10 protein-coding genes and 1 other RNA gene are annotated in these 15,855 nt (G+C 32.6%); 9 read left to right on the forward strand and 2 right to left on the reverse strand.

Annotated features, from left to right (window positions below; genetic code table 11):
* Window positions 1–548 precede the first annotated feature (548 nt).
* The 4 genes from BUB42_RS03950 (at window position 549) to trhA (ending at window position 5,385) form a co-directional block, all read left to right on the forward strand.
* Window positions 549–1,034 carry a SixA phosphatase family protein gene (locus BUB42_RS03950; protein WP_073017841.1) on the forward strand — a complete coding sequence of 162 codons (486 nt, stop codon included), beginning with the start codon at window positions 549–551 and terminating at the stop codon, window positions 1,032–1,034.
* Entirely contained in the window at window positions 1,031–3,112 is a 2,082-nt protein-coding gene (ppk1, locus tag BUB42_RS03955) for a polyphosphate kinase 1 (RefSeq protein ID WP_139257283.1), read from the forward strand. Before BUB42_RS03950 ends, ppk1 begins: the two co-directional genes overlap by 4 nt.
* Window positions 3,113–3,189: 77 nt before the next feature.
* Complete coding sequence (locus BUB42_RS03960) at window positions 3,190–4,080, forward strand: Ppx/GppA phosphatase family protein (RefSeq protein WP_073017434.1); 891 nt, start codon at window positions 3,190–3,192, stop codon at window positions 4,078–4,080.
* A 657-nt stretch (window positions 4,081–4,737) separates the two neighbouring features.
* Window positions 4,738–5,385, forward strand: a complete 648-nt coding sequence (trhA, locus tag BUB42_RS03965) for a PAQR family membrane homeostasis protein TrhA (RefSeq protein ID WP_073017436.1) — start codon at window positions 4,738–4,740, stop codon at window positions 5,383–5,385.
* A gap of 931 nt (window positions 5,386–6,316) precedes the next feature.
* On the opposite strand, the gene ssrA is transcribed toward trhA, so the two are convergent.
* Window positions 6,317–6,713, reverse strand: a transfer-messenger RNA (tmRNA) gene (ssrA, locus tag BUB42_RS03975).
* Window positions 6,714–6,815: 102 nt separating this feature from the next.
* Window positions 6,816–8,015, reverse strand: a complete 1,200-nt coding sequence (locus BUB42_RS03980) for a serine hydrolase domain-containing protein (RefSeq protein WP_073017450.1) — start codon at window positions 8,013–8,015, stop codon at window positions 6,816–6,818.
* Window positions 8,016–8,259: 244 nt separating this feature from the next.
* On the opposite strand from BUB42_RS03980, the gene BUB42_RS03985 reads away from it, so the two are divergent.
* The 5 genes from BUB42_RS03985 (at window position 8,260) to BUB42_RS04005 (ending at window position 15,685) form a co-directional block, all read left to right on the forward strand.
* Entirely contained in the window at window positions 8,260–9,462 is a 1,203-nt protein-coding gene (locus BUB42_RS03985) for an NAD(P)-dependent oxidoreductase (protein WP_073017452.1), read from the forward strand.
* Window positions 9,463–9,636: 174 nt separating this feature from the next.
* Complete coding sequence (locus BUB42_RS03990; RefSeq protein ID WP_073017843.1) at window positions 9,637–10,671, forward strand: LLM class flavin-dependent oxidoreductase; 1,035 nt, start codon at window positions 9,637–9,639, stop codon at window positions 10,669–10,671.
* A gap of 111 nt (window positions 10,672–10,782) precedes the next feature.
* Window positions 10,783–12,078 (forward strand): anthranilate synthase component I family protein, encoded by a 1,296-nt coding sequence (locus BUB42_RS03995; protein WP_073017454.1) that lies wholly within the window; start codon window positions 10,783–10,785, stop codon window positions 12,076–12,078.
* A gap of 260 nt (window positions 12,079–12,338) precedes the next feature.
* Window positions 12,339–13,652, forward strand: coding sequence for a tRNA lysidine(34) synthetase TilS (gene tilS / locus BUB42_RS04000; RefSeq protein ID WP_073017456.1), 1,314 nt, complete (start codon window positions 12,339–12,341; stop codon window positions 13,650–13,652).
* Entirely contained in the window at window positions 13,649–15,685 is a 2,037-nt protein-coding gene (locus BUB42_RS04005; protein ID WP_073017458.1) for a protein-disulfide reductase DsbD family protein, read from the forward strand. Before tilS ends, BUB42_RS04005 begins: the two co-directional genes overlap by 4 nt.
* The last annotated feature ends 170 nt before the right edge of the window (window positions 15,686–15,855 follow it).

Consider the following 15,855-nt stretch of genomic DNA (forward strand, 5'->3'; position numbering starts at 1 on the left):
TTTTTTCCCTCAACTAACCAAATTACTCGTTAAATGACATAGATAACTTACCAAATAAATGAAAAGATAATGTTAAAATAATATAATTTATGATTTTCGTAAAAAATTTTGATTTTTACACTAATACGGTAAAATTTATATTTTGCATCACGATGACGGGGTAAGAATGGGTTTTTATATGTAAATGACTGATTTGCAAAAAAAAGATAATTTTTTTTAAAGACTTTTACTGCCGTTGGTTTCTTTTACAATACAGAGTTTCTTTTTATATTTTTTATTTATGTTAACAGTAAATAAAAAGGGATTGATGCACCTTTTTTTTTATAATCATAAAATCAAGCACTAATTGATTATTAATATCATTTATGTTTTGAATTTACTATTAAAAAGAATTGAAATTTATCAGGTTGAGCAAGTCATCATGATTGTAATGAAATACGAAATATTGTTTAGTCGCTCGTAATAAATAAAAAACAAAACTGCTCTTTCGAAATTGTTTTGTAAATTGTAATCTATTTTATTTTATGATTCTTAATTTCATTTACATTATGAAAAATTTAATTTTGATACGACATGCCAAGTCAAGTTGGGAAGTCCCTATGCAAGACAAAGATCGCGGATTAACATCTCAAGGAGTAAATGATGCTCACAATGTGTCCACTCACATTAAAACATTAATTCCAAAAACATTTATTATGATGAGCAGTCCAGCTAAAAGAACCATCGACACAGCGTTAATTTTTGCTCAAAATTTAGCATATCCTGTTGAAAGTATCATTTACAATAACGATCTTTATACGTTTGATGAAAAAAAATTAGAAAAATTGATAAAATCATTAAGCAACATGTTTGAAACTGTTTTTCTTTTTTGCCACAACGGAGCTGTTACTAATTTTGTTAATACATTTGGCGATAAAAAAATAGAAAATCTCCCCACAGCTGGCTTTGTCAATATTACTTTTGACACTGATGATTGGAACAAGATAAATGATGGTAAAATTATAAAGATGGTATTCCCCAAAAATTTAAGATGAATAAAATTATAGATTATAAATATATTGATAGAGAAAAAAGTTGGTTGGCGTTTAATGCCAGAGTGCTTCAGGAAGCCGCTGACGATTCTGTTCCTTTATTAGAAAGACTTCGTTTTTTAGGTATTTTTTCTAATAATTTAGATGAGTTTTTTAGAGTTAGGTTTGCAGTAATTAGAAGATTAAGTCTTAGCGGTTTTAGCGGTCAAAAATATTTAGGAGGAATATCCGCCCAGCAATTAGTAAAAGACATCACTGATATTGTTATTCAGCAGCAATCTGAAAGCTTGCGAATATTAAATAATATCGAAAATGAACTTGAGGCTAAAAATATTTTTATTATCACCGAAGCTGATATTACAATAGAACAGGAAATTTTTTTAAAAGATTTTTTTATCCAAAAAGTAAGTCCAGAACTTGTTACTATCATCTTAAATGATCTGGCAGAGTTTCCATTACTTCGCGATACTTCGGGATATCTAGCTGTTAAATTAGTAATGAATGCCAAAGCTGAAATTCGGTATGCGGTTGTAGAAATTCCTAAAACAATTAATCGTTTTGTCGTTCTTCCATCTGTGGATGAAAAGCAGTTTGTCATATTACTAGATGATGTTATAAGACATAACTTGAGTAATATTTTCAATATTTTTGATTATCGTAGCATTTCGGCACACATGATAAAAATTACAAGAGATGCACAACTTGATATTGATAGCGATTTAAGTAAAAGCATGATCGAAAAAATTTCGTTGAGTGTAAAGGACCGTCGAATAGGTGAACCAGTGCGTTTTATTTATGATCAATTGATAGAGGAAGATACCTTACTTTTTTTTCTTGACAAAATGGGCATTGTATCCACTGATAGTATTATTCCTGGTGGAAGATACCATAACAGGAGGGATTACATGAACTTCCCCAACTTAGGCAGAAACGATCTTTTATATAAAACTAATGATCCGTTGCCCATTCCAGGTTTAAGTCTTGAAGGTAGTATTCTGGAGCGCATTAGTGAAAAAGACTATTTGCTTAATGCTCCATACCAAACTTTTTCATATCTCACAAAATTTCTGCGGGAAGCAGCTTTAGATCCAAAGGTAATTTCGATAAAAATTACACTTTATAGGTTGGCAAAAAACTCCCAAATTGTTAGTTCTTTAATTAATGCAGCAAAAAACGGTAAGAAAGTAACGGTCCAAATTGAGTTGCAAGCAAGTTTTGATGAAGCGTCTAACATATCTTATGCTGAACAAATGCAATTAGAAGGTATTGAACTAATCTTTGGAATAAAAGGCTTAAAAGTTCACAGCAAAATTTGCGTTATTGAAAGAACTGAAAATGATAAAATAAAACGCTACGGATTTATTTCGACTGGTAATTTCAACGAATCTACTGCAAAGATTTACACCGATGTTACTCTTTTTACGAGTCATCAACAAATTCTAAAAGATATTGTAAAGATATTTGATTTTTTTAATGTCAATTACAGGGTTCATCGATACAAGCATCTCATTGTTTCTCCACATTACTTTAGAACGCGATTTACAAAATTGATTGATAGAGAAATTACGCATGCGCTAGCCGGCAGAAAAACGTACATAAATCTTAAAATGAATAGCTTATCTGATTTTGAAATGATTGATAAATTGTACGAAGCAAGTAAAGCTGGTGTAAAAATTAAATTGCAAGTTAGAGGAATTTGTTCGCTTATACCGGGTATTCCAGACATGAGTGAAAATATAGAAGCGATAAGTATTGTTGACAATTATTTAGAACATTCAAGAATTTACATCTTTGGAAACGCAGGGCAAACTGAGGTTTATATTTCGTCAGCTGATTTTATGACTCGTAATATTGATGGGCGTGTTGAAGTAACGTGCCCTATTTATGATCAAGCTATTAAAAAAGAATTGATTGACAATTTCGATATTGGTTGGCGTGGAAATGTAAAAGTGCGCTTGCACTCTTATAAATTGGATAATAAATATAAGCCTCGAAATCACAACGCAATTTTTAGAGCACAATTTGAAACTTATAAGTATTATCAAAATAAACTTACTTCTTCTTTGGAAAGAAATGAATAATGGATGTCAAGTGTTGATGAAAATTTCTACTGAAAATTTTAACTTAATTATCAGTAATTACAATTAAATAAAGGAAAATGATTAAAATAAAAAGATATGCTGCTATAGATATAGGTTCTAATGCAATGCGATTATTAATTGTTAATATTGTCGAGCAAGAAGGTAAAGAACCACAATTCAATAAAAGTTCATTGGTTCGAGTTCCTATCAGGCTTGGTCAAGATGCTTTTACGGTAGGCGAAATTTCAGAAGAGAATATAGAGCGAATGACTGACGCAATGAAAGCATTTAATTTACTGATGAAAGTTCATAAAATAGAACGGTATATGGCATTTGCAACTTCGGCTATGCGCGAAGCTTACAATGGCAAAGAAGTGGTGGATTTAATTCAGGAGAAAGCAGATATAAAAATAGAAATAATAGATGGCAAGAAAGAAGCTGCAATAATTGCCTCTACAGATTTACACCATTTACTAAAAACAGATCAAACCTATCTCTTTGTAGATGTGGGTGGTGGAAGTACCGAATTCACGCTTTTTTCGAATGGAAAAATGATAAATTCAAGATCTTTTAAGGCAGGAACCGTACGTTTACTTAATAATATGGTGTGTGATGTAGTGTGGGACGAAATCGAAAAATGGATAAAAAACAATACTAGTCAATATGATGAAGTTACACTTATAGGATCTGGCGGTAATATTAACAAGCTATTTAAAATGTCTGGGAAAACTCAAGAAAAGCCTCTTTCCTATATTTATGTCAATTCGCAGTATGTATTCTTGAACTCATTATCATACGAGCAAAGAGTAGCCGAATTAGGTCTGAATCCTGACAGAGCCGATGTTATTATTCCCGCAACACGTATTTATCTTAATGCAATGAAATGGAGTGGCGCACGAAATATCTATGTGCCAAAAATTGGACTTTCTGACGGGATTGTTAAGGCAATGTATTTTGGAAAAATATAAAAATCAATTTGAATTACCTTTTAAAAGTACTTTCAATTATTGTTTGATTTTAAAAAAAAGAGGATCTTGTAAAATAGCTAAAAGTAATCAATTGAAGTCTTGCTTATGTGCGAAATCGCTCGTTGTTTTCTATAAAATCCTTTCTCAAAACCTAACGATTTTCAGCCGACTAGTAAAATAATTAAATTTTTACTTTATTAAATTTTGACGAATTTGTTTTTGAATAGAAGATTTATTTAAATAGTATTCTAATAACTTTCTTGCCATATCTTGAAAAAAAACAGGTTTACTGTTTCGGTTCTCATATAGCTACTATTATCAATTTCAATTACCATAGTTTTTTTTAATTCAAGTTTTAAGACAATAGAGATAAGGGCACAAGACGGATTATTTCACTATTGAATTTTCTTTTAATGTCGTTCGGGTCCTTTAATGTTTTTCAAAAAGGAAATATATTTATTTCACGAAAAAACAACAGATCTATAAAACAATAATAAATAATAATTTTTTAGAAGCTATCGCAAGGTGAAGGCCTTTGTAAAGTAGAAGCGATGGTAAGGAAATTTTAAATTATAATGTTAATCAAACTAACATCGGCATAGATTTCAGTATTTTTATAAAAACGGCAACAACATTAAGCCTTTCTAACTCAATTCCATGCGAACTCAGTATTCAAATATACAAATTAGACAAGAACTCGTTAACAGCATCGTTCATGGTTTTGGAATTATTTTTGGTATTGTAAGTATTCCTATCCTGATAGCATTTGCCATTAAAAGTGATAATACTAATGGTATTATTGGTGCTGCGATTTATGGGTTTTGTTTTTTACAACTTTTTACTTTTTCTACATTGTACCACGGAATTCAGCATGCTCAGGCAAAACGCACACTCGAAATTCTTGATCACATCAGTATTTTTTTTCTAATAGCAGGTACTTACACGCCGTTTTTACTTATGTATATGCCAATTTCTTTTGGTATTACGTTGCTAGCGGTTTTGTGGAGTCTAACGGCAGTGGGAATCATTTTTAAGATTTTTTTCACTGGAAAATGGAAGATCTTTTCTACTCTAATTTATATAGCAATGGGTTTTATTATGATTGTGGGCGGACGTACTTTCTTTGAAAGTATTCCCTCTAATATCCTGACTATGATTCTAATTGGCTGCGGACTTTACTTAGTGGGTGTTGTTTTTTACTTATGGAAGAAATACCGGTACAACCATGCTGTCTGGCATTTTTTTGTACTCGCGGCTGCTGTTTGTCATTACGTAGCGATTTTATTGGCAGTCGCATTGAATTGATTATAAAAAGAATTATATTAATTAGAAAATAATAGACACAAAGTTTTTGGCGGCAATTAAGAAGTTGATTATAAAAAAGAGTGAATTAATATTTGAATAAAAGGAAATATAAATTCAGGAATATGATTAAACAAAGACCAGTAAGTTTCCTTCTAAGCAATAACTACTTAATAATTAATACATTTTTTTAACTTGAGGTAATTTAATGTTCAAAAAATTTTCTATTTGGATTTTCTTTGATGGAAAGAAGTATAGTTTGGTGTCCAACAGAGGTAAAAATTTCCTATCTAAATGCGAGTTTAAAATCGTGATATTTGAGAGCGAATTCTAAATAAGTTATTGGATGGTTAGTTTTTACAGCATATTTCGATTTAAATGTTCGTACAACCGCATTTGTTGAACCTAATCAGCTGTTCCAATATATGATTCATGAGTTAATGGAAATCCCTGAATATGTAGTTTTTCTTTACGCCATTTATTATACCCTATTTTTTTCATTTACTTTCTGTTTTTTGGGTAAATTTAATTTGATAAAAATAAATTTAGTTTTTATTATCAAACAAGGGGTAAAATCAATTTTAACGCCAAGATATTTTGTTATTTGCTTTTGGGGTAAAATTGGTTTTGAAAAGGTAAAATTAATTTAGAAACTAATTATAGAGGTAATTTTGATTTATTTAGATCTTGAAGATAAAATAATTGGGGAAGATTGTACAACTAGAAATAAATGATAAACGGCTGTTTTACACTCGTTTGTAACATTGTTAGGGTCTGTCTGAGCTTAAATAGAGAATATTAATACCTTGGTTACTATTTGTAAAATCTTTTTCACTAATGATACGGAGGTTTTTAATTTAAAACTTACTAAATTTTCGTACGATATAGAAAAAAAAATGACGCCAATTGTCTTGCAATGGCGTCATTTGGCATTTTGTGGAGTCGCCGAGAATCGAACTCGGGTCCAAACAAGCAACTAAAAAGCTTTCTACACGTTTATTTCCTGATTAGATTTTCGATAGTGTGCTAGGCCAGAAACAGCCACACGCTACTTATCTTCTTAATTTCGAAATCCACCCGAAGCTCATGGAAATCTAGGTTTATTTTTACGGTTCCCCTAAATTGACTGCCACAAACCAAGGCTTTCAAGGAGAATCCAGCTTTCCTATCTGATAGGAACGTGGCTTAATCTTACTATAATTCGGATTATGCAGCTAAAGCGTAGTTATTTTCGCCGTGTAAAATGATAAGATCTTATATTTACGAGCAAGGTCTCAATGCTCGACGTGCTTACTGATCAATTCGACTTGCTGTCAAAACCAGTCGACCCCTTTTAATTTCAAAATTTAAACTTGAATTTTGAGTTTGCAAATATACTGATAAAACTTTAATTTCTGTTGTAAAATTTCTAGTAGTTACACTTCTATTTTTTTCTAATTGTCTTTAATTCGAAATGGATAATTTCCAAATAATGATGCCAATTTTCGTACATCATATGTTTTTCGGGAAAACTTGTTAGAAAGGGCAATAATTGTGACCCCTTCTTTCTGAAGTGTAATGTACGATGAGGTATTTCCATGCCACCAACCGTTGTGAAAATAAAAATTTTGTCCATCTTCAAAGTTTATCATGCGTATTCCTAGTCCGTAATTTTTTGTTCCTTTACGCTCATTGCTATAAGGTTTGTAAATAAGCGCGTTCAGTTTTGGACTTAAAAAATTAGGGCTATTTCTGGCGCGGTCAAATTTCAAAAAATCTCGCGGCGTCGAATAAATGTTCTTATCGCCATAAACCGCATCTAAATAATCTTTGCCTATTTCTACTTTATTCCCTTTATATGATGTTACAGCCGAATCTTTATCTCTTTCATAATTAAAAACATAAGTATTTTTCATGCCAAGTGGCTTAAAAATCATTTGATCCATCGCCTTTTCATACGGCAGCTTGGTTACTTTTTCAATGATTAGCGCCAGCATTGCATAATTTGTGTTACAGTAACTAAAATGAGTATCGGTTTTGTACTCTAATCTAATATTTTTAGTAGCCATAATTGTCAAAATATCCTGATTGGAAAGTATATTATGCCTGTCCCAAACCGATTTATCTCGATCAGTAAAGTAGGCATAATTTCTCATGCCGCTTCTATGATTTAATAAAGTTTGAACCGTAATATCTGGATATGGGAAATCCTTTAATATTGTATTCACTTTTTGATCTAATGCTATTCTTTTTGCATTTATTAATTTTAAAATCGCAGTTGCTGTTAAAACCTTACTAACTGATGCAAGATGGATAGGAGTGGATTTTGTAATTAAAGTTTTGTCTCTAAAATTAGCATAGCCTTCATACTTTTCATAAATGATTTGACCGTGTTGAGCGACTAAAAAACTACCATTTAAACTATTATTAGACCAATTTTTATTATAAAAGGATTCAATTTCTTGTTTTTTTAAATTGATGTACGAGGTAGTAAGTTTAGTTTCCAATTTACCTAAAGGCTTCATTTTGGGTAAAATACTCTTTGGAAGTTCACTGTCTGATAATTCAACTTTTTTTTTCTCCTTGGCGCAGGAACTCAAAATGATAAGGACGAGAAATATATGTAGTATCTTTGCTTTTTTTATAAATATCATTACTGTAGTGCTAGAAAGGCAAATATATAGAATCAAAGCCTTTTCAATAGCCGTTTTTTAAACCTTAACACTATTTTATTATTGTGCTGTAATGTAAATTTTTTTAATGTATTGGACTTCACTGTACAGTAGATTAATATAAATGGAATAATTTTAGAAAAAATCAATTAAGTGAAAACTGTTGTAAGTGTAACAAATCACTATCATAGAGTCACTATTTAATAATTTAAAGTCCGTTATACTTATGAAATTTGGAATCTTAAAAGAACGCAAAAATCCACCTGATAGAAGAGTTGTTTTTTCACCTAATGAATTAACAATATTGAAACAAAAATACAAAAATGTCTCTGTCAAAGTAGAGCATTCTGAGATTAGGATTTTTGAAGATTCCCAATATCAAAATCTTGGAATTGAAGTCACAAATGATATTAGCGACTCTGATTTTTTCTTTGGCGTAAAAGAAGTGCCTGTCGAAAATTTAATTCCTAACAAGTCCTATTTCTTTTTTTCGCATACAATAAAGAAACAACCTTACAACAGAAAATTATTGCAGGCAATCCTAGAAAAGAATATCGATTTATACGATTACGAAACACTTGTAGACACTGAAAACCGCAGGTTGATAGGTTTTGGGAGATATGCTGGAATCGTAGGAGCATACAACGGAATTCGGGCTTTTGGGATAAAATTTGAAATGTTTAAATTACCAAAAGCAGATACGCTTTCTGGAAAAGATGCATTAATTAGTCACCTGAAACGATTAGTTTTACCACCTTTAAAATTTGTCATTACAGGAACAGGAAAAGTGGGTAATGGTGCTAAAGAAGTTTTAGATGCAATAAAAATAAAAGAAGTTTCTGCTGAGAATTATTTGACAAAAAATTACGCTCAGGCTGTTTATACTCAAATTGATGTTTTAGAATACAATAAACGTAAAGACGGACAGACATTAGATTTTACAGATTTCTATCAAAATCCAAAAGAATACGTTTCTGATTTTGAAAAATTTACTAAGGTAACTGACATTTATATCACCGGCCATTTTTATGGCAATGACGCGCCAGCAATTTTGACTCAAGAAATGCTAAAAGCTAATGATTGCAAAATAAAAGTGGTGGCTGATATTTCCTGCGATGTCAATGGTCCTATCGCTAGTACGTTGCGATCATCAACTATTGCAGAGCCTTTATACGGCTACCTTCCGGACGAAAATAGGGAAGTGGATGTTTTTCATCCGGCCGCAATTGTCGTGATGGCAGTTGATAATTTACCCTGTGAATTACCAAAAGATGCCAGTGATGGTTTTGGAGAAATGTTTTTAGAACATGTAGTTCCGGCATTTTTTAATAATGACAAAGACGGAATTTTGCACCGAGCTAAAATTACTGAAAAAGGAAAACTGACGCCGCGATTTAGTTATTTACAAGATTTTGTTGATGGGAAATAGTTCTTTTTCATATACAAGTTTAAGCCTGCACGTTTAGTTGCAGGTTTTTTTTTGATGTGCACAGTACGTTTCTGTACTTTTTTGCTTCTCAAACATTACAAATCTCTTAACATCACATAATTCTACCACCGACTCAAAAAACGTAATTTTGTGTAAACTATGACAATGATTATGATCAAAAAAAATATTCCCATTTCGATATTAGAGTTAGCGGTGATTTCCCAAGATAGCAATGCACAAGAAACTTTTCAAAAAACAAAAGAATTAGCGCAACTTGCTGATAGTTTAGGCTACAAGAGATTTTGGCTGGCTGAACATCACAATATGGCTCACGTGGCTAGTACTGCAACGGTGATTCTAATTGGTTATATTGCAAGCCAAACTTCATCTATTCGAGTAGGTTCTGGTGGAATCATGCTGCCCAATCATGCTCCGTTAATCGTTGCGGAGCAGTTTGGAACTCTCGAAATTTTGTACCCCAATCGCATTGATTTAGGTCTCGGTAGAGCGCCAGGAACCGATGGATTAACCGCTCAAGCGATTCGTAAAGATTTTTACGAGCAGTCTCAGCGTTTCCCGCAAAACGTCGCGGCACTTCAGAAGTTTTTCTCCATCGATAACGCTGCTTCAAGTGTACGAGCTTTTCCTGCCGAAGGGACGAATGTTCCTATTTGGATTCTTGGTTCAAGTATGGATAGTGCGGCTTTGGCTGCAGCCAATGGATTAGCATACGCTTTCGCGGGACATTTTGCACCAAAGCAAATGTACCAAGCTTTTGAATATTACAGAGATAATTTTGAACCATCAAAATATTTAGATAAACCTAAAACGATGGCTTGCGTAAATGCCATTCTCGCTAATACTGATGAAGAAGCCGAGAAATTGGCAACAAGTCTAACTCAAATGTTTTTAAATTTAATTAGGAATGATCGAAAAGCGTTACAACCACCACTTGACTCGCTAGACGGAATAATGAACGAACAAGAGCATTTTCATGTAAACCAAATGACTGCTTGTTCATTTGTAGGGAGTAAAAGTAAGGTGGAAGCAGAGCTGGAACAATTTATCGATTATACCCAAGTTGACGAATTAATGGTTACAAGTCCTATTTTTAATCATAAGGACAAATTGAAAAGCATACAGTTATTGAAAGAAGTAATTGATTCGGTAAATATTGATCGCGAGGATTTCGTTTTGCATCAAAACTAGTCTGCAAGAATTAATTTAATTATTTGCAAAATAAATAGCGTTAATTAGTGAAATCAATTTTTGAAGGTTTGTTTTTTATTGTAATTTTGAATTTTAAATACAAACACTTTTTTGAGAACTTCTATTTACAAGTTGGTTGATAACCCTAAACTGTTTAAAAAACAGCTTTTATATTGGTCACAACAGTTTCGCGAAATCATATATTTAGACAGTAATGACTATCCACAGGTTTATTCCAGTTACGACTGCGTTGTTGCCGTAGATGCATTCACTTCTATAAAAACCGATTTTCACAATGCCTTTGAAGATTTAAAACAGTATCAGCAAACCAGTAAAGATTGGCTTTTTGGTTATTTATCTTATGATCTAAAAAACAATACTGAGTCATTATTTTCTAAAAATTTTGACGGACTTGATTTTCCCGATTTATTCTTTTTTCAGCCTAAAAAATTATTTTTATTCAAGGGAAATCAACTTGAAATTAAGTATCTCAATTTCTGTGACGATGAGGTAGAAGCTGATTTTGAAGAAATAGAGCAAATTTCTGATTTAGCAAATAGCAAGGAAGAAAAACTGATCATTCAGCAGCGCATTTCTAAGAAAGATTATATCAGTAAAGTGTCAAAAGCACTAGAACACATTCATCGAGGCGATATTTATGAACTTAATTTTTGTCTGGAATTTTTTGCAGAAAATGCAACTATAAATCCTTTCGGAAAATTCAGTTTACTAAACGAGATTTCGCAACCGCCATTTGCTACTTTTTTTAAGAATAATAAACACTTTTTACTGTCAGCAACTCCTGAGCGGTATTTAAGAAAAGACGGAGAGCGTATAATTTCGCAACCAATTAAGGGTACCGCTAAACGATTTGCAGATCCGCTTGAGGATCAAAACTCTAAAAATCAATTGGCTTCAGATCCAAAAGAACGCTCTGAAAACATCATGATCACAGATCTAGTGCGCAATGATTTATCAAAAACAGCACAAAAAGGAAGCGTTGAAGTAACTGAATTATGCGGCGTTTATTCGTTTTTACAAGTGCACCAAATGATCACGACAATTACATCAAAACAAGATAGTCAATATGCTGCTGTTGATGTTATCAAAACTACTTTTCCAATGGGAAGTATGACTGGCGCACCAAAAATCGCGGCGATGAAAATAATTGAAGAACTAGAGGAAACAAAACGGGGGTTGTATAGTGGAGCGGTTGGTTATTTCACACCTGATGGCGACTTTGATTTCAACGTTGTTATTCGTAGCATTTTGTATAATCAGGAGCAAAAATACGTTTCGTTTTCAGTGGGAAGTGCAATTACTTCGCTTTCGATTCCAGAGAAAGAGTATGAAGAGTGCTTACTAAAAGCGAAAGCAATGCGAGAAGTATTGGGAGATTTAGCGTAGCTATTTGATAAAAAAATAAAGGCAAATTATTACATATTTTAATTTGATGTGCTATTATTAATGACCGTTTATTTTAATTAACAGAAATCTTAATTAACTTAATGAGCTTAATGGTTTAAAAAATGTAATGTGTATGTAATAGACTTTTTCATAATTATCATCGGTATTACTTCAAACCTGCGAGATATGATTGAAGATAATTGTTGAGTTTCATATCGCAAGTCGTGGCTTAAATCAAAATGAATTAATTAAATTTGGCAATGCTAGAAAAATTTCAAAATCATTTACTTCATAATTTCCCGTTTTTAAATGGAAAGAAGTTACTTCTTGCTACCAGCGGAGGAATTGATAGCATGGTTATGGTTCATTTATTTCTGCAATTAAACTATAAAATAGCGATTGCACATTGTAATTTTCAATTGCGTGGACTCGAAAGTTTTGATGATCAAAATTTTGTTCAGGATTATGCTGCAGCAAAAGATGTTCCCGTATTTATCACACAATTTGATGCAAAAGCTTTTGCTGAGGATTATAAACTTTCTACTCAAGTTGCTGCTCGAGAGTTGCGCTACAACTGGTTTTATGAATTACTCGAAACAGAAAAATACGACTACATCTTAACGGCTCATCACGCGGATGATAATCTAGAAACTTTTCTTATTAACCTGTCACGTGGTACTGGTTTAGATGGGTTGACTGGAATTCCAGCACAAAACGAGAGGGTAATGCGTCCGCTTTTGGCTTTAAGCCAACAAGAAATAGAAAAGTATGCTGAATTAAACGCTGTTCACTGGCGTGAAGATAGCAGCAATGCTTCTGATAAATACTTGCGAAATCAAATTAGGCATCATTTATTACCAATGTTTAAAGAACTTAATCCAAATTTTCAAACTTCGTTTCAAAAAACACAGCGATATTTGCAAGAAGCGGCTTCAATGGTAGAGGATGCTACAATAATGATTTACCAACAAGTGGCTAGTCAAGAGGAGGAAAGCATTAAATTTGACATAAAACAGTTAAAAAAATTACCAAATTACAAATCGTATTTATACCAGTGGCTGAATGAATTTGGGTTTACGGCCTGGGACGATATTTATGATTTGGTTCAAAGTCAATCCGGAAAACAGGTTTTCTCAGCGGAATATCGATTACTTAAAGATCGAGATTTTTTAATAGTAGTTCCTTTGGATCTTGAAAAAGAAAAACAAGAATATTTTATAGAAAAAGATCAAAAAGAAGTTAAGATTCCCTTAAAACTAGCATTTCATAAAGCAGCTACGCTAAGTTCGGTATCAAATAAAACTATCTTTGTCGATTCAAATAAATTGCAATATCCATTGGTTTTACGTCATTGGGAAGAGGGAGATCAATTTCAACCTTTTGGCATGAATGGAAAATCAAAAAAGATTAGTAAGCTTTTTAAAGATGAAAAATTATCTTTGTTAGACAAAGAAAATACGTGGCTTTTGTGTTCTAATAAATCCATTGTTTGGGTAATTGGTATTCGGCAAGATGAACGATTTAAAATTGAAAACACAACTCAAAATATACTTAAAATAGAATTAGAAGAATGAAGAAATTATTATTTATACTGATCGCTTTTTTGGCTTTTGCCAATGTAAATTCCCAAATTTTAGATCCCGCAAAATGGACAAGCAAAATCGAAAAAAAATCAGAAACGAATTACGTTTTAGTATTTGATGCAGTTATTGAAAACGACTGGCATTTATATTCACAATTCACTCCAGACGGCGGTCCGTTACCTTTAGAAATTGCTTTCAAAAATCAAAAAGGGAACTTTAACTTAGTTGGAAAAGCCAAAGAAAGTAAAACCAGAACCGCCTTTAATGATGTATTTGAGGTCAATGAAACATTTTTTGAGAAGAAAGCCCAAATCCGACAAGAAATTGTAATAACAAATCCTAAGCTTACGGAAATTAAAGTCGATTTCAATTATCAAGTTTGTAAAGAGGTTTGTATCAATGTTGAGAAAAATTTTACTTTCAAAGTACCAGCAATCACGGCCACTAGTGCAGTTACTAGCCCAACAATTGCTGATGTGATTCCCGTTGATGCGGCTTTGGTAGATACTGCTGTCGCAAATGTAAACGAAACTAAAGAAACAAAACCCACTCAAAAAGAAGTTGCTGTTGCTGATTCTAAACCTACAGAGCAAAGAGGGTTGTGGTCGATTTTCTTTATTGCATTCCTTTCTGGATTTGCAGCATTGCTAACGCCTTGCGTATTTCCAATGATTCCTATGACCGTTAGTTTTTTTACAAAACAAAGTAAAACAAAAGCTAAAGGAATTAGCAATGCTATTATTTATGGCGTTTCGATCATATTTATTTATGTTGTTTTAGGACTTTTGGTGACTTGGATTTTTGGTGCTGATGCGCTGAATGCGTTGTCTACTAATGTTTGGTTCAATATTATTTTCTTTATTATTTTAGTGACTTTTGCAGCTTCGTTTTTAGGTGCTTTTGAAATCATGTTACCAAATTCGTGGGCCAATAAAGTAGATAGCCAAGCCGATAGAGGCGGAATAATTGGTATTTTATTTATGGCTTTAGCGTTGGCAATCGTATCATTTTCATGTACTGGACCTATCGTTGGAACACTTTTAGTAGAAGCCGCTTCTAAAGGAGGAATCGCGCCAGTTGTAGGTATGTTCGGATTTTCATTGGCATTAGCCTTACCTTTTATGTTGTTTGCCATGTTCCCAGGTTGGCTAAATTCATTGCCTAAATCAGGTGGATGGTTGAATACCGTTAAAGTAGTTTTAGGATTTTTAGAATTGGCTTTGGCATTCAAATTTTTATCAAATGCTGATCTGGTTTTACAATTGCATTTCTTAGAAAGAGAAGTTTTCTTGGCCATTTGGATTGCAATTTTTGGAACATTAGCATTATACTTATTTGGAAAAATCACGCTACCACATGATAGTCCTATAACTCATATTTCTGTTGGTCGATTATTATTTGGATTAGTTGTTTTAGCGTTTACTATATATTTAATTCCGGGACTTTGGGGAGCGCCATTAAAAGTAATTTCTGGTTTTCCGCCACCAATGACCTATAGCGAAAGTCCGTATGGAGTTGGGAATTCAAAAGGAGGTTCGAATGCAACAGCTCAAGTTTTACCAGCGGGTGCGCACTTAGGACCACATGATTTGATCGCTTTTAAAGATTATGATAAAGGTGTGGCTTATGCCAAATCTATAAATAAACCTATATTACTAGACTTCACAGGATATGCGTGTGTGAATTGTCGGAAAATGGAAGACTATGTTTGGTCAGATCCTGCTGTTTTAAAAATATTACAAGACGAAATTGTTTTAATTTCGTTGTATGTAGATGATAAAAAGGATTTGCCTAAAAATGAACAGTACATTTCTAAAGAAACAGGTAAGGAAATAATTAGCATCGGAAATAAATGGAGCGATTTCCAGATAACCAAATTCAAAGCTAATGCGCAACCGTATTACATTGTTTTAGATACTGACGGCACAATGTTGTCAAACAAACCTGAAAGTTACAACTCAAACATTAACGAATACAAAGCGTGGTTAAGAGAAGGAATTGATCGATTCAAAAAAGGAGAATAGCGATATCTACGTACGTTTTATGTTTTACAAAAATTGCACTAATTTCCACAAATTTATTTGTGAAATTTAGTGCAATTTTCTTTTGAGGTTGAAGTTATTAGCTATCGTGAAACTCTAATTAGATTAAAATAAAAGTTACAATAACTAAGTTATTCAACTGTGTAAAACCA

The sequence above is a fragment of the Flavobacterium micromati genome (assembly GCF_900129585.1).
Taxonomy (GTDB): domain Bacteria; phylum Bacteroidota; class Bacteroidia; order Flavobacteriales; family Flavobacteriaceae; genus Flavobacterium; species Flavobacterium micromati.